General features: G+C 70.0%; 28 protein-coding genes. 7 read left to right on the top strand and 21 right to left on the bottom strand.

Annotation, left to right across the window (positions count from 1 at the left end; translation table 11 throughout):
- Window positions 1-97 precede the first annotated feature (97 nt).
- Window positions 98-829 carry an SRPBCC family protein gene (locus ACWEFL_RS27825; protein WP_451717456.1) on the bottom strand — a complete coding sequence of 244 codons (732 nt, stop codon included), beginning with the start codon at window positions 827-829 and terminating at the stop codon, window positions 98-100.
- Window positions 826-1,413 carry an ArsR/SmtB family transcription factor gene (locus ACWEFL_RS27820; protein ID WP_451717454.1) on the bottom strand — a complete coding sequence of 196 codons (588 nt, stop codon included), beginning with the start codon at window positions 1,411-1,413 and terminating at the stop codon, window positions 826-828. The genes ACWEFL_RS27825 and ACWEFL_RS27820 overlap by 4 nt, the downstream gene beginning before the upstream one ends.
- 1,061 nt (window positions 1,414-2,474) lie before the next feature.
- On the opposite strand from ACWEFL_RS27820, the gene ACWEFL_RS27815 reads away from it, so the two are divergent.
- Window positions 2,475-3,566, top strand: coding sequence for a selina-4(15),7(11)-diene synthase (locus tag ACWEFL_RS27815; protein WP_451717452.1), 1,092 nt, complete (start codon window positions 2,475-2,477; stop codon window positions 3,564-3,566).
- A 280-nt stretch (window positions 3,567-3,846) separates the two neighbouring features.
- On the opposite strand, the gene ACWEFL_RS27810 is transcribed toward ACWEFL_RS27815, so the two are convergent.
- The 3 genes from ACWEFL_RS27810 to ACWEFL_RS27800 are packed head-to-tail and all read right to left on the bottom strand — an operon-like array spanning window position 3,847 to window position 7,779.
- The gene (locus tag ACWEFL_RS27810) at window positions 3,847-6,216 is read right to left on the bottom strand and encodes a HelD family protein (protein ID WP_451717451.1); all 2,370 of its coding nucleotides are present in this window, start codon (window positions 6,214-6,216) and stop codon (window positions 3,847-3,849) included.
- 58 nt (window positions 6,217-6,274) lie between these two features.
- The gene (locus tag ACWEFL_RS27805; RefSeq protein WP_451717553.1) at window positions 6,275-6,928 is read right to left on the bottom strand and encodes a TetR family transcriptional regulator; all 654 of its coding nucleotides are present in this window, start codon (window positions 6,926-6,928) and stop codon (window positions 6,275-6,277) included.
- Window positions 6,929-6,987: 59 nt separating this feature from the next.
- Window positions 6,988-7,779, bottom strand: a complete 792-nt coding sequence (locus ACWEFL_RS27800) for a TetR/AcrR family transcriptional regulator (protein WP_451717449.1) — start codon at window positions 7,777-7,779, stop codon at window positions 6,988-6,990.
- Between the two features lie 179 nt (window positions 7,780-7,958).
- Between ACWEFL_RS27800 and ACWEFL_RS27795 the strand changes: the two genes are divergently transcribed.
- Together ACWEFL_RS27795 and ACWEFL_RS27790 are read left to right on the top strand one after the other, a co-directional pair.
- A complete protein-coding gene (locus ACWEFL_RS27795; protein ID WP_451717448.1) occupies window positions 7,959-8,927 on the top strand; it encodes an ATP-binding cassette domain-containing protein in 969 nt (322 codons plus the stop codon).
- A 115-nt stretch (window positions 8,928-9,042) separates the two neighbouring features.
- Window positions 9,043-9,768: an ABC transporter permease gene (locus ACWEFL_RS27790; RefSeq protein WP_451717551.1), complete on the top strand. Its 726-nt coding sequence runs from the start codon at window positions 9,043-9,045 to the stop codon at window positions 9,766-9,768.
- Window positions 9,769-9,974: 206 nt separating this feature from the next.
- Here ACWEFL_RS27790 and ACWEFL_RS27785 read toward each other — a convergent pair whose 3' ends face one another.
- Together ACWEFL_RS27785 and ACWEFL_RS27780 are read right to left on the bottom strand one after the other, a co-directional pair.
- Window positions 9,975-10,697, bottom strand: a complete 723-nt coding sequence (locus ACWEFL_RS27785) for an HAD family hydrolase (protein ID WP_451717446.1) — start codon at window positions 10,695-10,697, stop codon at window positions 9,975-9,977.
- Window positions 10,698-10,775: 78 nt separating this feature from the next.
- Window positions 10,776-11,705, bottom strand: coding sequence for a GntR family transcriptional regulator (locus ACWEFL_RS27780; protein ID WP_451717444.1), 930 nt, complete (start codon window positions 11,703-11,705; stop codon window positions 10,776-10,778).
- Window positions 11,706-11,965: 260 nt separating this feature from the next.
- On the opposite strand from ACWEFL_RS27780, the gene ACWEFL_RS27775 reads away from it, so the two are divergent.
- Window positions 11,966-12,133, top strand: a complete 168-nt coding sequence (locus ACWEFL_RS27775) for a hypothetical protein (protein WP_451717442.1) — start codon at window positions 11,966-11,968, stop codon at window positions 12,131-12,133.
- Window positions 12,134-12,165: 32 nt separating this feature from the next.
- On the opposite strand, the gene ACWEFL_RS27770 is transcribed toward ACWEFL_RS27775, so the two are convergent.
- The 3 genes from ACWEFL_RS27770 to ACWEFL_RS27760 form a co-directional block, all read right to left on the bottom strand.
- Window positions 12,166-13,410 carry a GNAT family N-acetyltransferase gene (locus ACWEFL_RS27770; RefSeq protein WP_451717441.1) on the bottom strand — a complete coding sequence of 415 codons (1,245 nt, stop codon included), beginning with the start codon at window positions 13,408-13,410 and terminating at the stop codon, window positions 12,166-12,168.
- A 25-nt stretch (window positions 13,411-13,435) separates the two neighbouring features.
- Window positions 13,436-14,521, bottom strand: a complete 1,086-nt coding sequence (locus ACWEFL_RS27765) for an asparaginase (protein WP_451717439.1) — start codon at window positions 14,519-14,521, stop codon at window positions 13,436-13,438.
- A 79-nt stretch (window positions 14,522-14,600) separates the two neighbouring features.
- Window positions 14,601-15,194 carry an RsiG family protein gene (locus ACWEFL_RS27760; RefSeq protein ID WP_451717549.1) on the bottom strand — a complete coding sequence of 198 codons (594 nt, stop codon included), beginning with the start codon at window positions 15,192-15,194 and terminating at the stop codon, window positions 14,601-14,603.
- A 356-nt stretch (window positions 15,195-15,550) separates the two neighbouring features.
- Here ACWEFL_RS27760 and dtd point away from each other — a divergent pair, with 356 nt between their 5' ends.
- Complete coding sequence (gene dtd / locus ACWEFL_RS27755; protein ID WP_451717438.1) at window positions 15,551-15,988, top strand: D-aminoacyl-tRNA deacylase; 438 nt, start codon at window positions 15,551-15,553, stop codon at window positions 15,986-15,988.
- A gap of 131 nt (window positions 15,989-16,119) precedes the next feature.
- Here the strand turns inward: dtd and ygfZ are convergent, their stop codons facing one another.
- The 6 genes from ygfZ to ACWEFL_RS27725 all read right to left on the bottom strand — a co-directional run bounded on the left by ygfZ (window position 16,120) and on the right by ACWEFL_RS27725 (window position 21,173).
- Window positions 16,120-17,085: a CAF17-like 4Fe-4S cluster assembly/insertion protein YgfZ gene (gene ygfZ / locus ACWEFL_RS27750; protein ID WP_451717547.1), complete on the bottom strand. Its 966-nt coding sequence runs from the start codon at window positions 17,083-17,085 to the stop codon at window positions 16,120-16,122.
- An 18-nt stretch (window positions 17,086-17,103) separates the two neighbouring features.
- On the bottom strand, window positions 17,104-17,613 hold the full coding sequence (locus ACWEFL_RS27745) for a Fur family transcriptional regulator (protein ID WP_451717436.1): 510 nt from the start codon (window positions 17,611-17,613) through the stop codon (window positions 17,104-17,106).
- A gap of 209 nt (window positions 17,614-17,822) precedes the next feature.
- Window positions 17,823-18,395, bottom strand: a complete 573-nt coding sequence (locus ACWEFL_RS27740) for an FABP family protein (RefSeq protein ID WP_451717434.1) — start codon at window positions 18,393-18,395, stop codon at window positions 17,823-17,825.
- A 317-nt stretch (window positions 18,396-18,712) separates the two neighbouring features.
- The gene (locus ACWEFL_RS27735) at window positions 18,713-19,687 is read right to left on the bottom strand and encodes a hypothetical protein (RefSeq protein WP_451717432.1); all 975 of its coding nucleotides are present in this window, start codon (window positions 19,685-19,687) and stop codon (window positions 18,713-18,715) included.
- A complete protein-coding gene (locus ACWEFL_RS27730) occupies window positions 19,684-20,445 on the bottom strand; it encodes a hypothetical protein (RefSeq protein WP_451717431.1) in 762 nt (253 codons plus the stop codon). The genes ACWEFL_RS27735 and ACWEFL_RS27730 overlap by 4 nt, the downstream gene beginning before the upstream one ends.
- Window positions 20,442-21,173: a hypothetical protein gene (locus tag ACWEFL_RS27725; protein ID WP_451717429.1), complete on the bottom strand. Its 732-nt coding sequence runs from the start codon at window positions 21,171-21,173 to the stop codon at window positions 20,442-20,444. Before ACWEFL_RS27725 ends, ACWEFL_RS27730 begins: the two co-directional genes overlap by 4 nt.
- A 369-nt stretch (window positions 21,174-21,542) precedes the next feature.
- Between ACWEFL_RS27725 and ACWEFL_RS27720 the strand changes: the two genes are divergently transcribed.
- Window positions 21,543-21,905 carry a DsrE family protein gene (locus ACWEFL_RS27720; RefSeq protein ID WP_451717428.1) on the top strand — a complete coding sequence of 121 codons (363 nt, stop codon included), beginning with the start codon at window positions 21,543-21,545 and terminating at the stop codon, window positions 21,903-21,905.
- Window positions 21,906-22,001: 96 nt separating this feature from the next.
- On the opposite strand, the gene ACWEFL_RS27715 is transcribed toward ACWEFL_RS27720, so the two are convergent.
- The 4 genes from ACWEFL_RS27715 to ACWEFL_RS27700 all read right to left on the bottom strand — a co-directional run bounded on the left by ACWEFL_RS27715 (window position 22,002) and on the right by ACWEFL_RS27700 (window position 23,987).
- The gene (locus ACWEFL_RS27715) at window positions 22,002-22,259 is read right to left on the bottom strand and encodes a DUF3099 domain-containing protein (RefSeq protein WP_451717427.1); all 258 of its coding nucleotides are present in this window, start codon (window positions 22,257-22,259) and stop codon (window positions 22,002-22,004) included.
- Between the two features lie 187 nt (window positions 22,260-22,446).
- Window positions 22,447-22,734 (bottom strand): DUF1416 domain-containing protein, encoded by a 288-nt coding sequence (locus ACWEFL_RS27710; RefSeq protein ID WP_338671897.1) that lies wholly within the window; start codon window positions 22,732-22,734, stop codon window positions 22,447-22,449.
- A 108-nt stretch (window positions 22,735-22,842) separates the two neighbouring features.
- Window positions 22,843-23,688, bottom strand: coding sequence for a sulfurtransferase (locus tag ACWEFL_RS27705; protein WP_451717425.1), 846 nt, complete (start codon window positions 23,686-23,688; stop codon window positions 22,843-22,845).
- A 215-nt stretch (window positions 23,689-23,903) separates the two neighbouring features.
- Window positions 23,904-23,987 carry a putative leader peptide gene (locus ACWEFL_RS27700; RefSeq protein ID WP_451717545.1) on the bottom strand — a complete coding sequence of 28 codons (84 nt, stop codon included), beginning with the start codon at window positions 23,985-23,987 and terminating at the stop codon, window positions 23,904-23,906.
- A 273-nt stretch (window positions 23,988-24,260) separates the two neighbouring features.
- On the opposite strand from ACWEFL_RS27700, the gene ACWEFL_RS27695 reads away from it, so the two are divergent.
- Window positions 24,261-24,890, top strand: a complete 630-nt coding sequence (locus tag ACWEFL_RS27695; RefSeq protein WP_451717424.1) for a TetR/AcrR family transcriptional regulator — start codon at window positions 24,261-24,263, stop codon at window positions 24,888-24,890.
- An 85-nt stretch (window positions 24,891-24,975) separates the two neighbouring features.
- Here ACWEFL_RS27695 and ACWEFL_RS27690 read toward each other — a convergent pair whose 3' ends face one another.
- The gene (locus tag ACWEFL_RS27690) at window positions 24,976-25,722 is read right to left on the bottom strand and encodes an LmeA family phospholipid-binding protein (protein WP_451717423.1); all 747 of its coding nucleotides are present in this window, start codon (window positions 25,720-25,722) and stop codon (window positions 24,976-24,978) included.
- Window positions 25,723-25,902 lie beyond the last annotated feature (180 nt).

Genomic DNA, 25,902 nt, shown 5'->3' with positions numbered 1-25,902 from the left:
CCGGGTGAGCCCCGTTGCGGCCGTTGAGGTCGGGCTCACCCGGTGGGTCACGCCTGTGGTCACGGCCGACTGGCTGATGCTGTGGCCGGCCGGTCGGTCAGCCGAAGCACTCGGCCGCCCAGGCGTCCCAGGTGGCCTGCTCCTCGCGGCCCGCGAAGTTCTGGTGGCCCAGCACCAGAGCGTTGCCGCGTTCGGTGCCGGAGTGGATGAACCGGTAGAGACCCTCGTCAGTCCGGACGCCCAGGTTGCCGAGCGGATTCACGTGGAACACGACCCCGGCGGAGCCGTCCGGGAGCCGGACCTCGCTGCCCTCCGCGACGTCGGGCGTGACACCCAGGGACTCGGTGACGATCTTCCAGACGGCCTCCGGGTCGCCCGCTCCGGGCCGGAAGAGTGTGGTGACCGTCGGGGTGCGGCCGGTGAAGTACGTGAGGTACTGCCTCAGCGTCTCCAGATAGATGGGCCAGCCGGTCTTCATCGCCTCGAACTCGGTCTCCCAGTCGTCGCCGAGCATTCCGCTCTGCACGATCCGCAGCGCGGTCGAGCCGCCGCCGCGCCCCTCGATGAGGTACTCCATCGCCATGAACTGGCCGTCGGGGGCCTCCGCCTCGCGGGTCGCGAAGCGGGTACCCGGCTCGTACGCGGTGATCGTGCCCTGCGAGGTGTGGCCCATCATGGTGAACTCGGTGGTCTCGCCCTCGGCGGTGCCGAATTCGCTGCGTCCCATGAACCAGGAGTCGACTCCCGGCCCGGTCGCGATCGCGGCCCAGACCTGCTCCGGTGTGGCGGCGAACTCGATCTCCTGGCTCAGCTCGAACGGGTGCGTCATCGGACTTCCTTCATGCTCGGGTGGACGGCGACGACGATCCGGTGGTCGCGGCCGCGCTCGGCGGATTCATCGTGGTATTTGGCGACCAGGGTCGTGACGGCCCCGGCCAGTTCCTCGGCGAACGCGGCCCGGTCGGCGGCCGAGGCGAAGCGCACCTCGCCGTCGATCGCGAAGGTCGCGACGCGCTTGCGCGCTCGGGCGGCGCCGGTGAGGAGCGCGCCGACGTCGCGGACCAGCCGGGCCGCGACGGCCAGCAGCCAGTTCGCCGACAACTGGTCGGGGGAACGGGCCGGGTCGGGCTCGACCGACGCGAGCGCGGTCGGGGAGATCACATAGGAGGCCGCGGTCGCCCGCATGATGCGCTCGTTGACATTGCCCTTGCGACGCTCCTCGATCATCTCGACGAGTCCGTGGGCCTCCAGCGTCTTCAGGTGGTAGTTGACCTTCTGCCGGGGCAGGCCGACCTTCGCGGCCAGCATGGTCGCCGAGCCGGGCTCGCTCAGCTCGGCCAGCAGCCGGGCCCGGATGGGGTCCAGCGAGACCTCGGCCGCGGCCGGGTCCTCGATCACTGCGATGTCCTGCATGACCGCAGACTATGACCGACAAATTTTATTGTCAAGGAAGATTTGTTGTCCGGTTGCTCGCGGTGTCGGGGGCGTTGGCGGGCCCTCGGAAGGCACCGGGGAGCACGTCTCGTCGGGCCGCGCGCCGGACTCGGCGCGGACGCGGCCCGAACGGCGGGGCGAGAGCGTCCGGCTCCCGGCTCGCCCGCGTTCGCCCAGGTCACGCGACCGGCCCGGCACCCCGCCCAAGACCCGCGCACCGCCGAAGAGTCGGGTTCGGGCGGCGGCGGAGCGAGGGGGCACGGTGCGATCGCGTCCGTACGGCCACGGCGGCGAGGGTGAGATCCGACCGGCGGGAGTGGACCACCGGAGCCGACCAGCGCACAGGGAGCGCGGGGAGCGGGCGCGGGAATCGCGCGCGGGGAGCGGGCGCGGGAATCGCGTGCGGGGATCGCGTGCGGGGATCGGGCACGGGCATGGACGGCGGCGGAGACCGGCCGGAGTCTGACGGTCCGTGATGGCGGCTCGACGCCGGTTCGGCTCGACCGGAAAGGCAGCCTTGAACCGGCGAGAACTAAACGTCCCTTTCTGGCCAATGCATGTCGTCATTACAAAGGATCGTCATATCGACACACCGACCGACTCTCTCGATCGACACCGGACCGGACGTGCATTTTCACTATAACTGCCCGCATTTACCCCATTGGCCAGGACGAACATCTGCTGAGTGTGTCGGAAGTCTCACCCCCCGTAACGTCGTCGCACCCTTCCCGCAGGTCCCTCCCGCAGACATCCTGAGGGCCTGGCGTGTCACCTTCCGGCCAACCCCAGCCGTAGCGTTTCATCAGGGCTTTCTGCCGCAGGACCCCTGCGTAATACGTTGACCCCGACGGCGGGTTCCGGCCATCGAAGGCAACGCCGCCGCGAGCGTCCGGCAGGGTGACGAGCGCAGGTGTGGCGAGAAGCCCCTGTTGGACGGCTTGTGACCCATGAGTACTATGCGCCGTAGTTGATCAACACAAGACACCCCCCGCGCATGTCCGTACGCATAGTGGTCAATTCCCGCAGAGAGGTGATCAAGGGTGGGTCCAAAGCTGACCGTTCCCCCGATCTACTCCCCGATATCCCCGGCGATCCACCCGAGCCACGCCGATATCGACACCCAGACCGCGGTCTGGGCGGAGGCTTTCGGCATCGGCTCCCCGGAACTGCGCAGCCGGCTCGTCCGGCACGACATCGGTACATTCTCGGCCAGGATCCTTCCGGAAGGCCGTGAGGAGGTCGTCTCCCTCCTCTCCGATTTCATCCTCTGGCTCTTCGGTGTCGATGACGGCTACTGCGAGGAGAGCGACCTGGGCTACCGTCCCGGCGACCTCGTCGGGGTGCTCCACCGCCTGCTTCGGATCGCCCAGAACCCTGACAGCCCGTTCCTGCTGGCCGACCCGCTGGCCAACGGACTGCGCGATCTGCGGGCCCGTGTCTCCCAGTACGGCACTCATGGACAGTCCGCGCGCTGGGTCGACGCACTGCGCGAGTACTTCTTCTCCGTCGCCTGGGAGGCCGACCACCGCCGCGCGGGGACCGTTCCCAGCCTCAATGACTACACCCTCATGCGCATCTACGACGGCGCGTGCACCGTGGTGCTCCCCATGCTGGAGATGGCGCACGACTACGAACTCCAGCCCCATGAGCGCGACCATCCGGCCACCCGCGCCGCGGGTGAGATGGCCTCCTTCATCATCGTGTGGGACAACGACATCTTCTCCCACCACAAGGAGAAGGCGGGCAGCGGCTACTACCTCAACGCCCTGCGGGTGCTCGAACACCACGAGGGCCTCACCACCGACGAAGCCCTGGCCAGCGTCATCGCCCAGCGCGACCGGGTGATGTGCCTCTTCCTGCGGCTACAGGAGACCCTGTCGCTCACCGCCAGCCCGCAGTTGCGCCGGTATCTGACGAGCCTGTCCCACTTCATCCGCGGCGCCCAGGACTGGGGCATCACCTCGCTGCGCTACACCACGCCGCACAACCCGGCCGACCTGCCCAGCACCTTCCGCGCCACACCCACCGACGACAGTGACGCGCCCCTGGACATCCCCGTCATCAGCTGGTGGTGGAACCTTCTGCCGGCCAGGGAGCCCCAGGTCCTCCAGACCGCCGCCGTCGCCGGCTGAACCGTACCCGCTGGCCCGTATCCGGCTGTTCCGTACCGCTGGACCGTTTCCCGCTGGACCGTTTCCGGCTGTTCCGTGTACGGCGGCAGCGCGGCTCCGCCCGGATTTCTGCCGCCGTCATGGTCGTGACGGCGGCAGAACCGGGTCGGCCACGGAACGAACCGGTACGGCACGGTCGGTTTCCGCGCGCCCCGGATGCTCCTGATCACACCCCACGCCTCCTCACCCCCTCACCCCCTCGCCCCTCACCTCATCGGATCCGCCTGAAGCCTCCGGGCGTTCACACCTCCCGCAGCTCGTACGGCAGCGGGCGCTCGTGGAGGACGTCCAGCCGGGAGACGGCGCGGGTGAGAACGACGTACAGCCGGTGCAGTCCGCGCGGCTCCGCCGCCACGATGGCGGCCGGTTCGACGACCACGACATGGTCGTACTCCAGGCCCTTGGCGACGGTCGCGGGCAGTACGGTCACCCGCGCCTCCGCCCCTTGGCCGACGTCCGGGCCCAGGTCCGGGCCTGTGCCTGCGCTTGCTCCCGCGCTTGTTCCCGCACTTGTTCCCGCACCTGCTTCCGTGCCGATGCCCGCGTCCGCGAGTGCCGTACGCAGCCGACGGACGTCCTGCTCCGCCGCGATGACCCCGATCGAGCCCTCGCGGGTCAGCGCCGCCCGTACGGCATCGACCGTGGCCGCGCTCAGATCGCCGACCCGGCGGACCGTCAGCTCACCGTCCCCGCGCAGGGACCGCGCGACCGGCACATCGACGCCGAGCGAGCCGACCAGCCGATTGGCGAAGGAGACGATCGCCGCGGGAACACGGAAGCCGGCCGTCAGCGGGATCACAGCCGCGTCCGGCTTGCCGAGATGCGCCAGTTGGGCGGGCCAGGCGCGGGCCGCCCAGGGAGTGGTGCCCTGCGCGAGGTCGCCGAGCACGGTCAGCGAGCCGAAGCCCGCCCGGCGCGCGATCGCACGGCACTGCATCGGAGAGAGGTCCTGGGCCTCGTCGACCACGACATGCCCGTATCCGGCGGGACGCTCCACGAGGCCCGCGAGTTCGTCCAGAAGCACGAGATCCGCCTCCGTCCACCGCGCGGACCGGTACGAGCGCGGCGGATTCCGCCAGCGGATCGCGTCCCGCTCCTCAGCGGTGAGCCCTGGATCCGCCGGGTCGCACAGGAGCGCCGCCAGCACCTCCTCGGGCCGCGCCTTCGGCCACACCGCGTCCACGAAGGCCGCCACCGGCCGGGACCGCCCGATCCGCTGCTCCCAGGTGCTGCTTGTGGGTCCGGCCCGGCGTTCCGCGAGGAGCTGGATCGCGCGGACGGCGCGGGTGCGGACGCGTTCGCGTCCCACGGCGTACGGGGGTGCTTCCGCGCGCACCTCGTCGACGATCCGCTCCAGTTCGCCGAGCGGAACGCGCCAGCGGTACGAACCGTCGGGCACGGCGACCGGTTCGGCGGGCGGCGAGATCCCGGCGTACAGCGCCCGGTGCAGCACTGCGGCCATCCGGGCGTCGTGCTTGACCAGCGCCGCCGCGGGACTGTCCACGGCCCGCACCTCGTGGCGGGCGATCTCCTCGTGGACGGTCGACTGCCGGATCCCGGTCTCGCCGAGTGAGGGCAGCACACGGGAGATGTAGGAGAGGAACGTGCGGTTGGGCCCCAGGACCAGCAGTCCGCCGCGCTGGACGCGCTGGGGGTGGGTGTAGAGGAGATAAGCGGCCCGGTGCAGGCCCACGGCGGTCTTGCCGGTGCCGGGCGCGCCCTGGACGCAGAGGGATTCGGCGGGTCCGGCGCGTACGAGGTCGTCCTGCTCGGGCTGGATGGTGGCCGCGATGTCCCGCATCGGGCCCACGCGCGGGCGCTCGATCTCGTCGGCGACGATCGTGCTGGTTCCCGCTCCGCCCGCCGCCGGGTCCGGGCCCGCCGCCGGGTCCGGGTCCCCTTCCGCCCGGTCCCCGCGCCCTCCCGCCAGGTGTTCGTCCTCCAGACCGGTCAGATCGGCCGAGTCCCCCTCGCTGAAGGGCGCCCAGCCGAAGCGTCTGCGTACGGCCACTCCCTGCGGATCGCGTGGGCTCGCCTGGTAGAAGGCGCGGGAGACGGGAGCGCGCCAGTCGATGACCAGGGGCGGTGCGGTCCCGTGCCGGGATCGCCCGTCGGCGGGGCTGCCGGCGGCGGGACCGTCTACCCCGGCACCGGCGGTCTCTGTACCGGCGGTCTCTGCACCGGCGGTCCCTGTACCGGCGGTCTCTGTGCCAGCGGTCTCATGGCCGACGCTCAGAGGGTCGGCGGCCGGACCTCTCGCGGTGATACGGCGGCGGCCGATGTGGTAGCTCTGCAGCCGGTGGTCCCCGGCGCTCTCGTCGTCCGCGAAGTCGAGCCGGCCGAAGAACAGCGGGGTGTCCGGTTCCTCTCTCAGCTCCTTGGCGCGACTGCGGAGTTGGTAGCCGAGGACTTCGGCGTCCGCGCCGGACGCGAAGGCGTTCTCGCCGATGACGACCTGTTCCGTGGCGTCGTCGACCATCCCGGCGAAAGCCGCGCGGCAGAGGTCGTGGTAGGCGCGCTCCCGTGCGAGGGCAAGAGCCGGATCAGCTGCTGAGGAGGGTGGGGCCGGGGCCTGCGCCGAGGCAGGGTCGGGTGCGTCGGTCTCCGTCATTCCACCGAGAATAACGTAACTGAGTAATTTTCTTGACCGAGTAACTATTGAGTCCCGGTCATGGCATCGCGAGCCCGCCGAGCCCCTCCCCGAGCTGGTCGAACGCCAGCCCGGCCGAGGCCACCGCGTCCTCCCGTACCTCGTCGGCGCTCTCCCCGGCCGCGATCCGGCGCCAGTTCTCCTCGGCGAGGATCCTCAGCACGGCGACGATCTGACCGGCGGCCAGCCGCCCGCCGACTCCGCCGCCCAGGGCCGCGGCCAGCACCTCCTCGGACCTCGCCTGGTACGCGTACAGCCGTGCGACCAGTGCGGGCGTCCCGTACAGCAGACGGTGAAAGGCGAGCACCTCGGGTGCGTCGCTGAGCCCGGTCACGGGGTCGGACCGCTCCAGACCGTCGAGGACGTGCCGGCGCAGGGCCTCCAGAGGCGAGACGCCCGGCGGCCGGCCCGCGACGACGCGGGCCGGTTCGTCCTCGTGGTCGCCGAACCGGTGCAGGACCAGGTCCTCCTTGGCGGGGAAGTACCGGAAGAGCGTCGGCTTGGACACATCGGCGGCGGCGGCGACCTCGGCGACCGAGACACGGTCGAATCCCTCACGCAGGAAGAGCGTGATCGCCGCGTCCGAGATCGCGCGGCGGGTCTGCCGCTTCTTGCGCTCGCGCAGCCCGCCGGACTCGACGCCGTCCGCGCCCGTAATGCCCGCCCTGTCCACGCCGCCCGCCCTGCCCGCGCCGTCCGCGCCGCCCGCCGGACCCGTACCCGTACCGCCGCTCACGAACCGGCCCGCCTCTTCTGTACCAGCGCCTCGATCCCGTCCAGGATCCGGTCCATCCCGAACGTGAACTCGGCGTCCGGCTCGTCCGGCTCGTACATCACCGTGGACTCCAGCAGCCGCGCCACCGACGGATAGCGCTCCGGGTCGGCCAGCCGCCTGAGCGTGGTGGCGTACCGGCGCATGACCTCCTCCGCGCCCACCCCGCTGGACTCGACCGCCTGCGCCAGATCCGCCATCAGCAGCGATTCGTTGCGCACGAAACCCCCGATCAGCAGGATGACCGAGATCTTGTCGCCTTCGCCGAGACCGGTGTCCTCCAAGGCGGCCAGCCCCTGCTCCCACCAGGCCACCGAATTGGGGGTCGCGGGCGGGCCCGAGATCGGGATGCGCAGGAACCAGAGATTGCGGCGCATCATCGCGCGCTGCGCCGCCGCCCAGGCGGTGATCGCCTCGCGCCAGCCCGTTCCGGGCGGGGGCGGCGCGGGCGGCAGGCCCATGACCGCCTCCTGCATCAGGATGTACAGCTCGTCCTTGGCCGAGACATAGCGGTAGAGGGACATCGTCGAGACGCCCAACTCCTTGGCGACCCGCCCCATCGACACCGCGCCGAGCCCCTCGGCTGCCGCCACGGCGACCGCCGCGCCGACGATCCGGTCCAGGCTGAGACCGGGTTTCGGCCCCTTGGACGGGCGTTCGCGCAGACCCCACGCCGCCTCGATGCTGGCGGGCAGTCCCGTGCCGTCACGGCCGCGGTCCTCGTTGCCGTCACGGCCGCGGTCCTCGTTCACCCCTCGCCCCTCGCCTCTCACCCTTCGCCTCTCACTCTTCGTCCCGCGCGTCTGACCTCCGGCCCCTTCACCTCCGGCCTCTTCGCCTCCGGCCCTCACCTGGTCCTTGACGCACATCCTAGTAATGCGTAACCCTTACGCAATAACGCGTATGCCATACGCAGAAGGGGGAGTCCCAGATGAGTCAGTCACCCGCCGTCGAGGCCACCGGTCTCGTCAAGGCGTACGGGGAGGTCAGGGTCCTCGACGGGATCGATCTGCGCGTCGACCGGGGAGCCGTCTTCGCACTGCTCGGCCCGAACGGCGCCGGCAAGACGACCACCGTCCGGATTCTCGCCACGCTCACCACGGCGGACGCCGGACATGCCCGCGTCGCCGGGCACGACGTCGTCGCCGAGCGCTCCCGCGTACGCCGGGCCATCAGCCTGACCGGCCAGTTCGCGGCCATCGACGAGAAGCAGACCGGGGAGGAGAACCTGCGGATGATGGCCCGGCTGACCGGTCTCTCCCGGAAGGCCGCCGCCCGGCGCGCCGCCGACCTCCTCGAACGCTTCGACCTCACCGGGGCCGCCCGCCGCCGTACCGACACCTACTCCGGCGGTATGCGCCGACGTCTCGATCTCGCGGCCGGCCTGGTCGGCGATCCGGAGGTCGTCTTCCTCGACGAGCCGACGACGGGCCTCGATCCGCGCAGCCGGGCGGAGTTGTGGCAGGTCGTACGAGAGTTGTCGACGGGAGGCGCTTCCGTCTTCCTCACCACCCAGTATCTGGAGGAGGCCGACCGGCTGGCGGACGAGATCGCCCTGGTCGACGGCGGACGGCTGGTCGCCCAGGGCACGGCGGCCGAGCTGAAGGCGAGGGTCGCGGGCCACCGGATCGATCTCGTGCTCGCCGACGCGGAGGCGTATCTGCGGGTCGTCTCCCGCCTGCCGTCCCTGCCGGAGGCCGTCCACCGCTCTCCCGAGACCCTGACGGTCGGGCTTCCGACGGACGGCACGGCCGCGGAGATCAGGGCCCTGCTGGACGCCGCCGATCCGGAGCGCCGCGATATCGCCTCCTTCTCGCTCCAGCAGGCCACGCTCGACGACGTCTTCCTCGCCCTGACCGGCAAGGAGGCCCTGACCGGCAAGGAGCCCTCGCATGTCTGACGCGCTGAGCAAGAACGCGCCGAGTAGGAACGCACTGAGCAAGAAGAACGCACTGAGCCACAGAGCAGTCAGCCGGAACGCGCTCCGTCGTAGCGCACTGAGCAGTACGGCGACGATGGCGGGCCGCGGCATCCGCGTCAGCCGGCGCAACACCGACGCTCTCATCACCTCGATGGCGCTGCCGCTGATGCTGATGGTGGTCTTCGTCTACTTCTTCGGCGGCGCGATCGACACCGGCACGCGGTACGTGACCTATGTCGTCCCCGGCATCCTGATCCTCTGCGCCTCCTTCGGCGCGTCCACCACGGCGGTGGGGGTGAGCGAGGACATGAAGGGCGGCATCATCGACCGCTTCCGCTCCCTCGACGTGGGCGGCACGGCGATCGTCGCGGGCCATGTCGCCGCCAGCACCCTCCGCAACCTCGCCTCCACAGCCCTGGTCCTCACCGTCGCCCTCCTCATCGGCTTCCGCCCGAGCGCCTCCCTCTCCGGCTGGCTCGCCGCCTTCGGCCTGCTGGTCGTCTTCCTGGTGGCGATCTCCTGGCTCTCGGCCGCGGTCGGTCTGCTGGCCCGTACTCCCGAAGCGGCGGGCGGATTCACCTTCTTCATGACGTTCCTGCCCTACCCGAGCAGCGCGTTCGTCCCCATCGACACGATGCCCGGCTGGCTCCACGCCTTCGCCGACCACCAGCCCGTGACCCCGCTGATCGAGTCGCTGCGCGGTCTCTTGCTCTCCGAGCCGGTGGGCGCCTCGCCCTGGACGGCGCTGGCGTGGTGCGGAGGCATCCTGGCGGTGGCGGTGGCGCTGTCGGGTGCGCTGTTCCGGGTACGGACACGGTGAAGGGCGCGCGGGGGTGACGGGCGATCAGGGCGCGGACGCACGTGGAAGCACGTGTCGGGCAGAGCACCCCGGAACAGCTCCCCGACACGACCGCGGTCCGGCTCACGGCACTTGCCGCGAACCAGACCGCACGGCCGGCGACACGAACCTCCGGTACGAGTGAGTTCGAACCGCCGGTACGAGTGAGTCACACGCACGAGACCGAGTCACACGTACGAGACGAGAGTCCGCATGCTGTCGGTGATCAACTCCGCCCCCGCGGCCCCCAACCGCTCCCGGCCCCACCGCTCGTGGTGGTAGCCGCAGAACTCCATCTCCGCCGTCATGGCGGCACGGTAGTCCGTGGCCGTGTCGCCGATCATCAGATGCCCGGCCGCGGGCACCCCCTCCACCATGGCCCGCTCCAGCGACCACGGATGCGGCTTCATGAGGAGGGCGTCTCGTGAACGGCCGACGACACGGCCTTCGAAGAGTTCGACGACATTCATTCCCGCGAGAATACGGACGGCCGCGTCCGTATTGTTGTTGGTCGCGACCGAGAGGGATCTGCCCGATTCCCAGCAGGCCCTGATGAATTCCTCCGCACCCGGTGTCGGCTCGGCCGACGCGGCGGCCTGCCACTCATAGGCGTCGAGTTCGTCGTGCATTTTCGCGACCGCCTTGTCCCAGCCGTCGCGGCCGTTCCGCTCCTCCATCTCCGCGGTGTATCCGTACAGCACGGCGATCGGGTCGGTGCAGCCGCGCAGCCTCTCGACCACGCAGCCGTCCTGCTCGGCGATCTCCAGCATGCGGTGTGCGGCGGTCTGGGCGGGTTCACCGGCGAAGACCCGGGCGACGGGACCGTCGAGGTCCAGGACGACACCTCGGGCACGGGACAGCAGGGCGCGCATCGCGGCCGGAGCCGCCTGGGGGATTGAGTTATGTTGCATGTGAGAGTTTTCTCGGTCTTTCGGATTCGGGATTTCCGCCCTCGGGTGTGCCGCCCCCACGCCGTCACCTTCAGGGCTTTAATCTTCGGACTCTTTGGCCAGGTTCTCCCAAGTCAGATCGTAGAATTTCTGGGCCGCGTGGACGATTCCGGCCTGCTCCGGAGTGGAGTCGGCTGCGGCACGGTAGGGGAAAAGAGTGGCCCCGGTGCCGTAGGAGTCGAAGATCGTCACCATTTCATGGTTCGGAGGGAGCCTGACGGCCCCCTCGGCCGGAGGGTAGAAGCCCTGGAGGGCCAGCCGGCGGTTCAGGATGTAGAGCTTGATCTGCGGCGAGAAGGGCACCAGCCGGATCTGGACCGAGACCTCCTCCACATAGCCGCGGTCACGCAGTTCGTACAGCGACGACTGGAGCAGCGTGGCATGGCTCTGGAGGATGCCCCGCAGCCGCCTGCCCACCCGTGGGTCGTCCGTGCCGTCCGTCCGCCGCGGTATCGCGAGATGGGGCGACGAGGTGTCGGGGAGCATCAGCCGGGCCGTGATGCTGCGCGGTGGGCGGATCCTCCCGGCGATGATGCGCACCTTCTGGTCGGACACCCGCGTGGCCAGGGACTCGGTGGTCATCGAGAAGACGTCGAGCGTCACTTCCGTGGCCTCGAACGCCTCCTCCAGATACGGCTCCAGGATGACCGGCGGAACCCGCTCGGAGACGAAGGCCCAGACATCGTCCGTGTCCGTTTCCGTGTCCGCGCTCTGCGGGGTCGCGCCCGGAACGCCCGAGACGAAGGTGCCGCTGCCCTGGCGGGTGACGATCAGACCTTCCTCGCGGAGCAGATCGAGCGCCTGGAGCACGGTGGCCCGGGAGACCTCGTACTTCCCGGCAAGGGCCTCCTGGGTCGGCAGGCGCTCTCCGGGGGCGTACGTCTTGCTGTTGATCTCCTTGCGCAACTTGTCGGCCACCCGCCGGTACCGGTAGGTGGCCTCCCTCGGGACAGGCCCATGACTCGTCACCCCACAACCCTACAACCACCCGTCAACCAAGGAGAGATGAACAGCACAACCCATCAACATCGGTCCGGAGAGGGCGTATAGAAATCCGTACAACCAGACAAGTTTGGCAGGCAACCTTCAACGGGCAGTAAACAAACAAGTCAACCAGACTAATTTGAACGGCAGTTGGACAACTGAGCAAAGTCCCAGTCAAGCAGGCAGTCCCCGCAGCACAACGGTGTGCGAGCTCCGGCGCCTTCTCCTTGAAGGAGTGAACCACCATGACTCTGATGACCCTCGGATTCGAGCAGCTCGTGCAATGGCGGTACGGCGTGGTGGCCTCGCTGGGCTTCACCCTGCTGGCCCTGGGAGTCAAGTCCGAGAACGCCACCTGCGCCGGCATCGGGGGCGCGCTGCTGATAGCCCCGGCCGTGGCCGCCGGACCCTGACAGCTGACCGGCGGCCTCCCGGCGGCCTCCGGTCAGAAGATGTCCGGGCACCAGGGCCGCCGCGGCGTACGGAACACCCGCTCGGCCTCCAGCACCGCCCCCGCCCGGTTCTCCTCCAGCGCCCCCAGGGCGGCCAGCCGCACGGCCGACTCGTCGCCCAGATAGAGCGAGCCCAACTCCCTTACGTCCAGGGTCAGATCAGGCGACTCGGAGGTCGGGGCGCAGGACGCGCCGTCCGGGGTCGCGTCCAGGCGGAAGCGGCCGGACGAGAGTCCCAGCGCGTCGTGGAGTTCCAGGACGAGGGTGGCGGACGCACCGTAGGCGCGGGCCTCCAGGGAGCGTACGACGTCCAGGATCCGCACCCACAGGAAGTCCGCGTGCGTCAGCACCCGCGCGGCGCGCGGGTCCGGGAGGAGAAGCGGAAGGAGGCTGTCCGGGGCGCGGTGGCCGGACCGGACCGTGGTGACCCAGTCGATCGAGCAGACGAACCGCCACAGCGCCCGCTCGGCCGCGGGCGTCAGCGCCAGCAGTTCGCTCACGGTCGCCGTGTTCTGCGGCTGCTTGGCATCGCCCCAGCTGTCGTCCGCCGCGTAGGCGACCAGGCCCTCGACCTCCCCGGACTCCGAGCGGTACACCGCGTGGAACGGCTCCTTCCACGGGTCGCCGGCGAGCTGGACGGCACCCGTGCGAAGCTCCCACCAGCGGTCGTTCCGGCTCACCGTGCCCGGCTGGAGGGCGGCGAGCCGGGCATGCAGCCGGGGGCCCAGTTCACGTACGTCCGTGATGTCGACGAGATCGATACGGCCGCCGTCCAGCGGGTCGGAGCGACGGCGGTCGAGACCGGCGCGCGGGATGTCGACGGCCCACTCGGTGGTCCAGGTCGCCGCGCCGAATCCGTACCGCCCGTAGATCGGGTACTCGGCGGCGATCAGCGTCGCCACCGCGTCACCGCGCTCCCTCGCCTCCCGCAGGTCCGCGGTGATCAGCCGGCTCAGCAGCCCGCGGCGGCGGTGCGTGGCGGTGACGGCGACATTGGTGACGGCGTTCGCCGCCACCTCCGCGCCGCCGACCACCGTGAGCCGCTGGGCGAACGTGCGGTACGTCGCCACACAGCGCCCGCCGTCGAAGGCCCCGCTGACCCGGGCCAGGTCGGCGTCCTCCCGGCGCACCGCCACCTCCTCCGCCGACACGGTCGGGGGACGCAGAAAGCCGGCGTAGAGCGCCCTCGTCCAGTCGGGGTACTCGGACTCGGTGATGACGCGGGTTTCGAGGCTCATACGGAGCAAGCTAGGCAGAGCGCGGTCAGAAAGTCGCCCGAATTTCGCCGACCGCCGTACCCCCTCCGAGCAGGGGCGAATGGCGGATCCTCGCCACGACCGGAGCGTCCACCCCCATCAGTTCCAGCGCCCGCCCCAGGACCGGCCCGAGCGCCCGGCCCGAGCCGTCGTCGACCTTGAAGGCGAGCGCCCGGCCGTCCGCGAGCGCGACGGCCTGAACCGCCTCCGCGCCCATCTTGGAGAGCGCGCCCGGCACTTCGCTCATCAGCCAGGTGTCGGCTCGGCGGGTGCCCGCCACATAGGCGGGGTGGGCGCGCATCGCGTCCGCGACCCGCCGTTCCGGCGACCCGGCCCCGGCGCGTACGAGGGAGCGGAACGCCCGCGCGAGACCGGTCAGGCCGATCGCCATCAGGGGCGCGCCGCAGCCGTCCGTGCCGACCGCCGCGACCCGTTCGCCCGACGCCTCCTCGACGACCTCGCGGACGAGGCGCTGAAGAGGGTGGGCGGGGTCGAGATACGCCGTACGGTCCCAGCCGTTCAGCGCGCAGGCGGCGAGCATCGCCGCGTGCTTGCCGGAGCAGTTCATGGTGACCCGGTCACGGACCCGGCCCGCCGCGAGGTACGTCTCCGCCTCCACCGGGTCGAGCGGCAGATCCGGCGGGGTCCGCAGCTCGGCGGTGGTCACTCCGTGCTCGGCGAGCATCTTCCGTACGAGATCGAGGTGGAAGTCCTCCCCGGAGTGGCTCGCGGCGGCCAGCGCCAGCCGTTCGCCGGAGAGGTCCAGCCCGGCCCGCAGTACGGCGACGGCCTGAAGAGGCTTGCTGCTGGACCGGGGGAAGACCGGCGCCGACACATCGCCGAGCGCCAGCTCGACGCCGCCGTCCGCGCCCAGGACGACGAGGGAGCCCCGGTGATGTCCCTCCACGAAGCCGGACCGGACGATCTCCGCGAGAACGGGCGGCGCGGCGGGAAGCACAGGGGCCGACGGCTCGGAAGCCGACAGCTCGGAAGCCGAGGGGGCGGGGGGCTCGGGCACGGGGGCTGAGGGTGCCGGGGCCGAGGGTGCGGGGGATGCAGGTGCGGTGGATGCGGGCGCAGGGGTGCTGCTCATCGCGGGCGGCCTCCGGGGTGTGGGCTTCCAGGGTCGGGAACCCACTCCGGGAGGCCGCGAAGGATCGCCTCGGGCCGTCTCAGATGAGCAGGTCGTCTACTTGCGCTTCGCCCTCACGGTACCTGCGGGCGATCTCGGCGCTGCAATCGTCGGCCGTACGCTGCAACGCATGGCGGCGGTGCGATACGTGCTGCTCATAGCGGACCAGCCGCCCCATCGCCGCGTGGAGTTCCTCGTCCGTACGGGCGTCCAGATCGGACAGCTCCACCTCGGCGAGCATGCCGTCGGCCAGCCTCCGGTACTCCTCGCCGTGTGGTGTGGACACGGTCACATGGCGGGCCGAGGTGCGGTGCCGGGACGGCGCGTCCATGAGGATCTCCGACAGCCGGTCCACGACCGGCGACTCCGGGTCCGTACGCCGTTCCAGCTCCGCCCGCAGGATGTCGATCCGGCCCTGGAGCAGCCGCCGCAGATAGCTGAGGTCCGCTTCGTCGCGCGTCGAGTCCTTGCGCAGGGTGCGCAGCTCGGGCAGGCGCAGGGAGGGCAGATCGTACTGCGGGTGATCGGGGAGGGAGTCCGCCGTACGGGGGGTGCCCGCGGTGCGCTGCTGGGGTGGACGGGTGGGGTGGCCGCCCACGGCCGCCGCCCGGCCCGGCGCGACCGGCCGGCCCATCGGCCCGGACGGTTCCGGCTGGGCGGCGGGTCCGTTCTGTGCGGCGGGTCCGTTCTGTACGGTCTGTACGGTCGCCTCGCCCGGTCCCGGCTGCCCGTTCCGTCCGGGCTGCTCCGGGGTGGCCATCGCTTCCTTCGTCACGGTTCCGGTCATCACGGTTCCGGTCGGCGCGCTTCCGGTCGTCTGCCCGCTGCCAGATGTGCTCATGTGCCTGTGTCCGTCCCCTCGACCGGTGCTCGGGGCCTCCCTGGGTCCGGAGGACCGAGGGGATGCACGGCCCCTGTGCATCGTGCCACTCCGGCACGGTTCGACGCAGGCGCTCTGCACCCGTTCAGCCCCCGGATAGGTTGGGCCATATGCGTGCAGTGGTGCAGAGGGTCGACGGCGCGAGCGTCGCCGTGGCGGATGAGTCGGGGTCCCGGATCGTCGGCGAGATCGTCGGTGAGGGGCTGTGTGTGCTGGTGGGAGTGACCCATGAGGACACACCGGAGCAGGCGGAGCGGCTGGCCCGCAAGCTCTGGTCTCTGAGGATCCTCGAGGGCGAAAAGTCCTGTTCTGACGTAAATGCGCCCTTGTTGGTGATTTCGCAGTTCACTCTCTACGGGGACGCCCGGAAGGGCCGCCGCCCCACCTGGAACGCGGCGGCTCCGGGGCCGGTGGCCGAGCCGCTGGTCGATGAGGTGGTGGCGCGGCTGCGGGCGCTGGGCGCACAGGTGGAGACGGGCAGCTTCGGAGCGAGCATGCGCGTCTCCCTGACGAACCAGGGTCCGTTCACCGTGCTGATCGACGTGTAGCGGGGCGGCCCGCGGAATGTTCCGGGCGGGGGCGGGCGGGACGCGTACGAGGCGCACGAAACGCACAAGATGTACGAGGCGAGCTTGGCCGGGGGTTCCGGACGGACGCGTACAAGGCGTACGGCCGCCGTCTACGGCTCGACGACCGTCTCCTGCGCCGCCGCCGTCTCCCCCGCCATCAGCTCCGCGTCCACCGGCACATTCCGCTTCACCAGGGCCAGCGCGATCGGCCCCAGCTCGTGGTGGCGGGCGGAGGTGGTGACGAAGCCCAGCTGGCGGCCGTCCTCACCGTCCGACGCCAGGCGGATGGGGGTGCCGGGCCCCGGCAGACGCACCTCGCTGCCGTCGAGGTGGAGGAAGACCAGCCGACGCGGCGGCTTCCCCAGGTTCTCGACGCGCGCGACGGTCTCCTGCCCCCGGTAGCAGCCCTTGTGCAGGTGGACCGCCGAGCCGATCAGCCCCAGCTCGTGCGGGATCGTACGGTGATCGGTCTCGAAGCCGACGCGGGGACGGTGGCCCTCGACGCGCAGGGCCTCGTACGCCAGGACTCCGGCGACCGGCCCGTTCGCGCCCGCGTACGACTCCAGATCGGCGCGCGGCAGGAACAGATCCCGGCCGTACGGGGTCTCCCGTACGGCCACGCCCTCCGGCACTTCGGCGATGGAGCCGGCGGGCAGATAGACCACGGCGAAGTCCTCGGTGCGGTCGGCGACCTCCACCCGGTAGAAGAACTTCATCGACTCCAGATAGTCGATGAGCGACTGCTGGGTGCCCGGCTCGACATGGGCCCAGACGGTCTCGCCGTCGTCGACGAGATAGAGGGCGTGCTCGATATGACCGTGGGAGGAGAGGATCAGCGCGTCGGTCGCCTGTCCTGCCGGAAGCTCGCTCACATGCTGCGTGATCAGGAGATGCAGCCAGCTCAGCCGGTCCTCGCCGGTGACGGTGACGACGCCCCGGTGCGAGAGGTCGACGAGACCGGTCCCGTCCGCGAGGGCTCGCTGTTCGCGGAAGATGTCGCCGTAGTGGGCGGCGACGCCTTCATCGGCTCCCTCGGCGGGGACGGCGCCGGGCAGGGACAGCAGAGGGCTCTTCACAGTGGCCATGGGAAAAGCCTACGACTCGGTAGCCGAAGCCCCGGCGGAAGGCTCCCCTGAGCGGGCACCGCCGACCGTGCCACCGGTCGTGCCACCGGCCGGCCCGGACTCCCCGTCCGTGCAGTTCTCGCAACGGCCGAAGATCGCGAAGTGCTTCATGTCCGTGTCAAAACCGAAGGTCTCCCGCAGTTGCGCGGTGAACCCGGCCGCGACCTCGGCGTCCGCCTCGATCACGTCCGCGCAGTCCCGGCAGACCAGATGGATGTGGTGGTGCCGGTCGGCGAGATGGTAGGTGGGCGCGCCGTGCCCCAGATGGGCGTGGGAGACGAGCCCCAGCTCTTCGAGCAGTTCCAGCGTCCGGTAGACGGTGGAGATGTTCACGCCCGAGGCGGTCTTCCGTACCTCGGTGAGGATGCCGTCGGGTGTCGCGTGCTCCAACGTGTCGACGGCTTCGAGGACAAGCTGGCGCTGCGGGGTCAGCCGGTAGCCGCGCTGCCGCAGATCGCTCTTCCAGTCGGTGCTCACCACGACCCCAGTGTAGGCAGGCGGGGCGACTTCACCGCTCGGAGCGCGGGAACGGCTCGAACCCGTCGGGCCGGCCACGGGGTCGTCCACCGGGCTCTTCGCCGAACCGTCCACCGGGCTCTTCGCCGGGTCGGCCGTGGGTCTGATGACGAGCCGGGGTGGTTGAGTCGGCTGAGCTGGTCGAGCCGCCTGAGCCGGTCGGGCCGTACGGGCTATTTGAAGAAGGCGATTCCGTCGTCCGGGAGATCCCCGAGGTCCTTGGCCCACTCCGCCACCTGCTCCGGCGTGACGACCTTCTTCAAATGCGCCGACATATACGGCCGCAGGGGCACATCCGGGGTGGACTTCTCGCCCACCCACATCAGATCGCTCTTCACATAGCCGTAGAGCCGCTTGCCGCCGCTGTACGGCCCGGAGGCGGCGGTACGGGCGACCGCGTCCGTCACCAGGTCGATCTGCGGCTTCTGGTCGGCCAGTTCGCCGTACCAGACCTCCACGATGCCCTGGTCACGGACCATGACGACCTCGACCTTGCGGTCCTTGTCGATCCGCCAGTAGCCGTGCTCGCTCTCCAGCGGCCTGACCTTGTTGCCCTCGGCGTCGAGAACCCAGGTGTGTGAGACGTACTCGACGAAGTCCCGGCCGTCGTGGCTGAAGGTGGCCGACTGCCCGAAGTTGCACTTCTCGGCTCCGGGGAAGTCCGAGACGCCCGCTCCCTCCCAGGTACCGAGGAGGAACGCGAGGGGGACGAGGTCCGGGTTCAGGTCGGACGGAATCTCGATCATGATCAGCTCTGACGATCTGTGGGGAGGGCCGCGGGGATCAGGACGGTCAGCGCTGACCCTGGTACAGCTTCTTCACGGTCAGGAAGGCGAAGGCGCCGACGCCGATGCAGACCAGAACCAGCAGGGCCTCGAAGAATACTTCAAGCACGGGGTGCTCCTCGGATGAGCGCGCGGACGGAGACGGGCCGGACCCCAGCCTAATGGGTTGGGGCCCGGACTCCGCTGTGAGGTCGGCCGCGGTCGCCGTCGCCGGCTGTCGCGGGTTCGTCCCCGCCGCCTCCCGTGGCCTTTCGTCGCGATTCCCTGGCCGGTCGCGGTCAGCCGAGGAGCTGGGCCTGGAGCGCGACCGTCTGGTGGAAGGGGACGACGGCGGCTTGGTCCTTTCTGGAGTGGACGACCAGAGCGATGGTGTCGCCCGCGATGACATACGCCTGGCGCTGCGCCTCGGACTCGATGGGCTGGGTCTCCTGGTAGACGTACCTGATGGGCCCGTTGCCACCGACCGTGTCGTCCCACTCCGAGTCGATCTCGGACCCCGTCATGCCCTTCAGCATGGCTCCGGCGTCGGCGCCCACGCCGATGTCGTCCTTGCTGAACCAGTGCGCCGTGGTCCCCGAGTCGAAGCGCAGCAGATAGACGCGGGAGGCCGTGCCGTCCGGCATGGTCCAGCCGCGGGCGGCGATGTGCCGGACGGCGACGTCGTCGAGCGCCTGCTCCAGTTCGGCCCGTTCGTCCTCCGAGAACTCGGACGCGAACTGCTTCGCCGTGGTCCAGCCGCCCGTCAACTCCTTGTCCGGCTTGGCTCCCTCGGGTGCGGGAAGCAGGAGTTTCCGCAGGTCGGCATGGTGGATCTCGTGCGTGTTCCCCTCACTGAACGGGCGGGGGCTGCCCTCGGGGAGCGCGGGGAGCGAGAGCCGCGGGTACTCCCAGCGACCGTCGCTCTCCGTGGCGAGGCCCGGCACGTCGGTGCGCTCCATGGAGGTGAGGCCGTAGGCCGTGGCCGTGCCGAGCCCGGCACAGACCAGCAGCGCGGCCGTCCAGCGGGCCACCGCACGCAGGACCCGCCGGTCCGGTGCGGGCGCGGGGTCCGCCAGGAGGACGGGCACGGGCTCCGGCTCGGGCTGAGCCACGGGCTCGGGCTCGGCGGGCTCGGGCTCGGGTACGGCCTCCGGCACAGGATCCGGTGCGGGATCCGGTGCGGGATCCGGTGCGGGCACGGCCTCCGGTGCAGGCTGAGTCGGCGCAGGCTCGGCCTCGGGCTCCGGCACGGGCTGAGTCACGGGCTCGGTCATACGTACTCCCCCGGGGACGCGATGTGGTCGAGCTGCCGCTTCAGCAGATCGGCGGCGGCCGACTCGTCGAACTGCGTCCCCACGGCAGTGAACATCAGGAACAGCTCGGAGTCGTATGCCGCACACACCATCCTGTTCAGCTCCGGCTCGTCCACGTCGCTGGCATCCGAGTCGTCCGCGTCGTCCGAGGGCTGGAGGTAACACGAGGACTGCTTGTGGTCCTCGATCTTCGGCCCTTTGGGCATATCCATGAAGGTGAACATCTCGTTCACGAGCCCGTACATCTTCCGCACGTGCTTCCGGTCCTTCATCTGGATGATCTCCATCTTGGCGACCAGGTCGTTGTCAGCCGAGGCAAAGGAGCGCATGGCGATTCCCCGTACACCGAGTGCGTCGACATTCCGCTCGAACTCGCGCCGCTTCTTCCCGGGCGCACCGCGGCCCGACTCCTTGATCAGGTCGGCGGCCTGCCTGCCGGTCAGCTCGCTGTCGTTGCCGTACTCCTCCAGGTCGGGGCCGAGACGGTAGTCGTCCGGGACGGGCAGCAGCAGTTTGCTGAGCGGTGTGGAGGCCCGGCCCTTGCTGGGATCCGCGGCGGGATCACCGGCCGGGCCGTCGCCTTCCTGCTTGCTCCACGTCACGGTCGGAACCGTGCGATCGGCGTCACCGACGGTGGTGGTGATGTACGTCAGCCCGCTGCCGATGACACCGAGCACCAGCACGGTCGGCAGCACCGTACGGACCAGGGCGGGCTTCACAAGCGCTCCAACTGTCGTTCGGCCATGGTGCGGATGTCGTTCTCGCTGATGGGCTTACGGTCGAACATCATGATGCTGATCACGATGTCGCCGCTCTGGACGACGGCCCGTGCCCCGTGGAACCGGCCCACTCCTTGGACTTCAGCGGGCCGGTAGAGGTAGTAGCGACCGTTTCCACTGCCCTTCAGCGACTTGCCCTCACTTTCGATGGCGTCGTACCCCGAATCGCCCCGCTGGCTTCCGGCGTACGTCTGGGCCCCTGAGGCCGTCCGGAACTGGACGAGCCTGAGATCCGTCCTCCGGTCACCCCCCTCCCAGAAGGCGCACGCGACCCGGCGGATGTCCTCCGCCATCAAGCCTTCGAATCCGATGTCGTCATTCAGAGCATGGTTGAAAAAGGTGTCGAGGTCGCACCAGCCGTCGTTCAGCCACGGCGCCTCGACAACACGCGAGCCGGCCGGCGTGGGTAGCAGCAGTTTGCGGAGATCGCCGTTCCTCTTGACCTGGCGGTCCTCCGCGGCGGAGAGCGGAGCCGGGCGGGCGTCCGCGGCGAGCGGCTTCGCCGGGTAGGCGAGGTCCGGCTGGCTCAGGGCGGGCAGCGGCGTCGGTGCGCGCTCGGCCTGTACGCCGTAGCCGACGGCGGCCCCGGCGACGATCCCGATGACCGCGGCGACGGCGATGAGCAGCGTCGTCGCGCCGCGCCGACGTGCGGGTACGGGCGCAGGCACGGGTTCGAGTACAGGCACGGGTACGGGTGGCTGCCCGGCAGCGGGTTCGGGACGAGGGCCGGGGACGAGCCCGGACGCGGTGCCGGGCTCAGGCCCGGCCGGATGCCCTTGTTCCGGTTGTCCTTGCTCTTGCTGCGGCTCCTGCGGCTCCCGCTGCTCTTGTTCCTGTTGCTCTTGTTCCTGCTGCTCTTGCCGCTCCTGCTGTGGTTCTTGCTCTTGCGCTTGCTCAGCCGAAGGGTCCGGCTGTCCTTCTTGCTTCCTCAAGGGTCCCCCCACGAGACCTGACGTATACGGTCCGTCATTTCATCTGTACACGGCAGACACTCAGGGGGCGGATGGGGTTGTAGCGCCGCGCATTACAGTTCAGCCATGGCCAAGAAGCTCGTGATCAAGGTGACCGCCGGGGCAGACGCGCCCGAGCGGTGCTCGCAGGCGTTCACCGTGGCGGCCGTCGCCGCCGCCAGTGGAGTCGAGGTGTCGCTGTGGCTGACCGGTGAGTCCGCGTGGTTCGCGCTGCCGGGGCGCGCGGCGGAGTTCGAGCTGCCGCACGCCGCGCCACTGCCCGATCTCATCGAGTCGATCCGCGCGTCCGGGCAGATCACGCTCTGCACCCAGTGCGCCAAGCGCCGGGACATCACGGAGAAGGACGTGCTCGACGGCGTACGGATCGCGGGGGCGCAGGTCTTCGTCAGCGAGGCCATGGCGGACGGCGTCCAGGCGCTCGTGTACTGAGGCCGAGGCTCGGGGACTGGGGCTGGGACTGGGGCTGGGACTCGCTCGCGTACTACCGAGGCTGAGGCTCTGGCACCGCCCACCTGCGGCGACCCGCTACCGCCGGCGCTTGCCGTCGAGTTCGTCCCACCATTTGTCGGACTCGGGGTCCCCGGAAGGATCGTCCCACCAGCGGTCCTCCGGGCCCCTGCGGTTCGCCACCATCGCCGCGATCGGCGGGATGATCATGGCGACCACGCACATCGCGATGGCCGCGGGAACCGACCAAAGGCGCACGACCGCCCAGGCGGAGACGAAGAGAAAGATGCACCCGCCCATCAGCAGGAAATAGATACGCCGACGCCGTGCGTACATACATCCAGCGTACGGCGGAATCCGCCCCGCCCTCAGACGTGAATCAGACGTAAAGCAGTCAAGCAGTCAAGCAGTCATGGCGTCGTCGGGCCGTCGTCGGGCCTGGGGACGACCGAAGGGCCGCACCTCGGTTCCAGTGGCGTCCAACCCCCGGAGGTGCGGCCCTTCGGCCAGTTCGAACGGGTCCTCAGACCGCGATCGCGACCTCGGCGAGGCCGCCCGTCTGCGCGACGACCGTACGGTCCGCGGTGCCGCCCGGCACCAGCGCGCGTACGGTCCAGGTGCCCTCGGCCGCGTAGAAACGGAACTGTCCCGTCGCCGAGGTCGGGACCTCGGCGGTGAACTCGCCGGTCGAGTCCAGCAGCCGGACGTAACCGGTGACGGGCTCGCCGTCGCGGGTCACCTGGCCCTGGATGGTCGTCTCACCGGGCTTGATCGTCGAGGCGTCGGGGCCCCCGACCTGCGCTCCACACATGCTGTCACTCCAAAAGTACGAGGATCCGGTCCGGGACCAGTTCCGGAGATCAGTTCCGGGAATCCGGTACTGAGATCCGGTCCTGGGACCCGGTCCTGGGGGTCGGGGTTACTTGGGGGCGCCCAGCTCGATCGGCACGCCGACGAGGGAGCCGTACTCGGTCCAGGAGCCGTCGTAGTTCTTGACGTTCTCGACGCCGAGCAGCTCGTGCAGGACGAACCAGGTCAGGGCCGAGCGCTCACCGATGCGGCACAGGACGATGGTGTCCTTCGCCAGGTCGACCTGCTCGTCGGCGTAGAGCGCCTTGAGGTCGTCGTCCGACTTGAAGGTGCCGTCGTCGTTGGCGTTCTTCGACCACGGGATGTTGCGGGAGGTCGGGATGTGGCCGGGGCGCTGCGACTGCTCCTGCGGCAGGTGCGCCGGGGCGAGCAGCTTGCCGCTGAACTCGTCGGGGGAACGCACGTCGACCAGGTTCTGCGCGCCGATCGAGGCCACGACCTCGTCGCGGAAGGCGCGGATCGAGGAGTCCTGCGGCTTGGCCTTGTACTCGGTGGCCGGGCGCTCGGGGACCTGCGCGCCGTCGACCAGGTCGCGGGAGTCCAGCTCCCACTTCTTGCGTCCGCCGTCGAGGAGCTTGACGCTCTCGTGGCCGTACAGCTTGAAGTACCAGTAGGCGTACGACGCGAACCAGTTGTTGTTGCCGCCGTAGAGGACGACGGTGGTGTCGTTCGCGATGCCCTTGGCCGACAGGAGCTTCTCGAAGCCCTCCTGGTCGATGAAGTCGCGGCGCACCGGGTCCTGGAGGTCCTTGGTCCAGTCGATCCGGATCGCGTTCTTGATGTGGTTCTTGTCGTAGGCGGACGTGTCCTCGTCGACCTCGACGATCGCGACCTTCGGGTCGTCGATGCGGGACTCCACCCAGTCGGCGTCAACCAGGACGTCGCTGCGGCTCATTTCTTTCTCCTCCGGGGCAGTGTGCGGCGGTTTGCTGCGGTTGCTGCGAGAGAGCGGTGCGGTGCGGGTCGGTGCAGTCCGGTTCGGTTCGGTGCGCGGCGGTCACTCGGTGATGCGCTGTTGCTGCGAGACCGGAGACCGGAAGAACGTGGCACCGGACGGGGCGGCCCTGATCAGTGGTCGAAGGGCCAGGGAATACGGGAGCGCGCTCCCGCTCAGACGGCGCGACAGAGCATGGCGGCGACGCGGCACAGGTCTACTGCCCGCCGCTTCGTGAGGTCCGCCTGTCGCCGCTTCATGCGTCCGATCGTAGGGACGAGACGGCCGCAATGTCACCGCTGTGTCATATATTGAGACGCGATCGTCCGCTATTCGATACGGCATGGGGATTCCGGATGTCCGCACGGCCTCCGGCGGCCTCCGGCGCTGTCGGTCTTCTGTCCTGCGGACAGGGCCGTCTCACCATCCGGCCCATCGGGGAAGGGCGGTTTCCGGCCCACATCACTCTTGCAGTGGACGCACTACCCAGAGTGAACGTTCCCTCCCCTAGGTCGGCCAGTAGGTTGGCGCGCGTGAGAACGAGGGACCAACACAGCGCCCTGAGGGGCGGCACCCCCGGCACCCGGGACCGGATCGTCCGGGCGGCCTCCGTACTGATGCAGCGCCAAGGGTACGACGGCACCGGGATCAAGCAGATCTCCCAGGAGTCCGGGGCCACGCTCGGCTCCGTCTACCACTTCTTTCCCGGCGGCAAGCGGGAGCTGGCCACGGCGGCGGTGCGCCACGGCGACCAGGAGTTCAGCGAGATCCTGCGGGAGATCCTCGACAGCGTGCCGGATCCGGCCGAGGCCGTCGTGGCCTGCGCGCGGAGCCTCGCCGACGGGCTGCGCGACTCCGACTGGACCGACGGATGCCCGGTCACGGCCACCGCGCTCGGCACGGCCGGACGCTTCCCCGACATCCAGCAGGCCGCGGCCGCTGCTTTCGAGCGCTGGCAGTCCCAGGTCCACGAGAAGCTGCGCGCCGCGGGCATCCCCGACGAGGACGCGGCCGATCTGGCCTGCACGGTGGTCAGCACCCTGGAGGGCGCCGAACTGGCCGCCCAGGTCTTCCGCGACGACAAGCCGCTACGGATCGCGGGGCGGCATCTCGCCCGGCTGATCTCGCTCTACGAGGTCCGCTCTCCCCTGCCCCGGTCCTGATCTGCCCGGTCCAGATCTGCCCGGTCCAGATCTAGCCCGGTCCCGCTGCCCGGTTCTGATCCCCCGCAGGAGCCGGCGGCGGGGATCAGCCGACCAGCGCCACATTCGCGCCCTTGCCCACGAACTCCAGCCCGTCCGCGGTCGTCGTCACACGGTCGAGCTTGAGGCTGGAGGGCAGCCCCTCGATCTTGAGGTCGTAGTCGACGATCTCCCGCAGCTTCCGGTCGAAGCCCGGCACCGGGACGCTCGGCAGGGCCTCCGCCTTCAGCCGGACCGTGGTGCCGTCCGTCAGCTCCACCGTGCTGTAGGTGGTGACATCGCCCTTCAGCATCGACTCGAACCGACTGGGGACGTCCACCCCCGCGCCCTTCAGCAGATCGAGCAGCGGACCGGTGACCTTGACCTGGCCCTTGGCCGCGCGCTCCGGGCCCGCGTAACCGACGGTCGCGCCCTCGGGGGCGGCCTGCGTCAGATCCGCGTACGAGATACGGGCCGAGCCGTCGGCACTGCCCGCGACGGCGGACGAGTAGCTGCTGTTGACCTTCACATCGCGCAGTTCGGCCCTGACCTCGGTGACATTGACCGTATGGCCGCCGGCGGTGGCGGTGATGCCCGCGAGGCTGACCTCGACCTCGTCGAGCTGCTTGCCCGCGACCTGGGTGAGGAAGGGGAAGCCCTTGATGGAGACGTCGGGTGTGGACGACAGCCCCTGACTGCTTCTGATCCGGTCGGCGGTCTCCGACTCGGCCATGTTCACCGCTATCCGGTCGGCGCCTATGAAGAGACCGCCGAGGACCACGACGATGATCAGAGATATTCGCAGCGCGCGCATTGCTCGGTGTCCCCCACTGGTTCGTCACGTCTGGTTCGTCACGTCCGGCACGGATACGCCCGGTCGCCGACGCGCCCGGTACTGGCGCCTCCGGTACCGGTGCCTCCGGTACCGGTATGGCCGGCGGTACCGGTATGGCCGGCTGATCGGTCCGGCTGCCGGCCGGACCGCTGGTCCGGT

The organism is Streptomyces sp. NPDC004838 (assembly GCF_053600955.1).
This window is presented reverse-complemented; position numbering and strand designations above follow the sequence as displayed.

Bases quoted from the DNA above. Each gene is read 5' to 3' on its own strand.
- ACWEFL_RS27810 (WP_451717451.1), bottom strand. From the start codon at position 6,216: ATGACGGAGACCGACGCACCCGACCCTGCCTCGGCGCAGGCCCCGGCC.
- ACWEFL_RS27775 (WP_451717442.1), top strand. From the start codon at position 11,966: ATGACTCTGATGACCCTCGGATTCGAGCAGCTCGTGCAATGGCGGTAC.
- ACWEFL_RS27735 (WP_451717432.1), bottom strand. From the start codon at position 19,687: ATGACCGAGCCCGTGACTCAGCCCGTGCCGGAGCCCGAGGCCGAGCCT.
- ACWEFL_RS27760 (WP_451717549.1), bottom strand. From the start codon at position 15,194: ATGGGCCGGCCGGTCGCGCCGGGCCGGGCGGCGGCCGTGGGCGGCCAC.
- ACWEFL_RS27785 (WP_451717446.1), bottom strand. From the start codon at position 10,697: ATGCAACATAACTCAATCCCCCAGGCGGCTCCGGCCGCGATGCGCGCC.
- ACWEFL_RS27825 (WP_451717456.1), bottom strand. From the start codon at position 829: ATGACGCACCCGTTCGAGCTGAGCCAGGAGATCGAGTTCGCCGCCACA.
- ACWEFL_RS27820 (WP_451717454.1), bottom strand. From the start codon at position 1,413: ATGCAGGACATCGCAGTGATCGAGGACCCGGCCGCGGCCGAGGTCTCG.
- ACWEFL_RS27795 (WP_451717448.1), top strand. From the start codon at position 7,959: ATGAGTCAGTCACCCGCCGTCGAGGCCACCGGTCTCGTCAAGGCGTAC.
- ACWEFL_RS27705 (WP_451717425.1), bottom strand. From the start codon at position 23,688: ATGAGCCGCAGCGACGTCCTGGTTGACGCCGACTGGGTGGAGTCCCGC.
- ACWEFL_RS27710 (WP_338671897.1), bottom strand. From the start codon at position 22,734: ATGTGTGGAGCGCAGGTCGGGGGCCCCGACGCCTCGACGATCAAGCCC.
- ACWEFL_RS27790 (WP_451717551.1), top strand. From the start codon at position 9,043: ATGGCGGGCCGCGGCATCCGCGTCAGCCGGCGCAACACCGACGCTCTC.
- ACWEFL_RS27720 (WP_451717428.1), top strand. From the start codon at position 21,543: ATGGCCAAGAAGCTCGTGATCAAGGTGACCGCCGGGGCAGACGCGCCC.
- ACWEFL_RS27770 (WP_451717441.1), bottom strand. From the start codon at position 13,410: ATGAGCCTCGAAACCCGCGTCATCACCGAGTCCGAGTACCCCGACTGG.
- ACWEFL_RS27700 (WP_451717545.1), bottom strand. From the start codon at position 23,987: ATGAAGCGGCGACAGGCGGACCTCACGAAGCGGCGGGCAGTAGACCTG.
- dtd (WP_451717438.1), top strand. From the start codon at position 15,551: ATGCGTGCAGTGGTGCAGAGGGTCGACGGCGCGAGCGTCGCCGTGGCG.
- ACWEFL_RS27690 (WP_451717423.1), bottom strand. From the start codon at position 25,722: ATGCGCGCGCTGCGAATATCTCTGATCATCGTCGTGGTCCTCGGCGGT.
- ACWEFL_RS27740 (WP_451717434.1), bottom strand. From the start codon at position 18,395: ATGATCGAGATTCCGTCCGACCTGAACCCGGACCTCGTCCCCCTCGCG.
- ACWEFL_RS27715 (WP_451717427.1), bottom strand. From the start codon at position 22,259: ATGTACGCACGGCGTCGGCGTATCTATTTCCTGCTGATGGGCGGGTGC.
- ACWEFL_RS27765 (WP_451717439.1), bottom strand. From the start codon at position 14,521: ATGAGCAGCACCCCTGCGCCCGCATCCACCGCACCTGCATCCCCCGCA.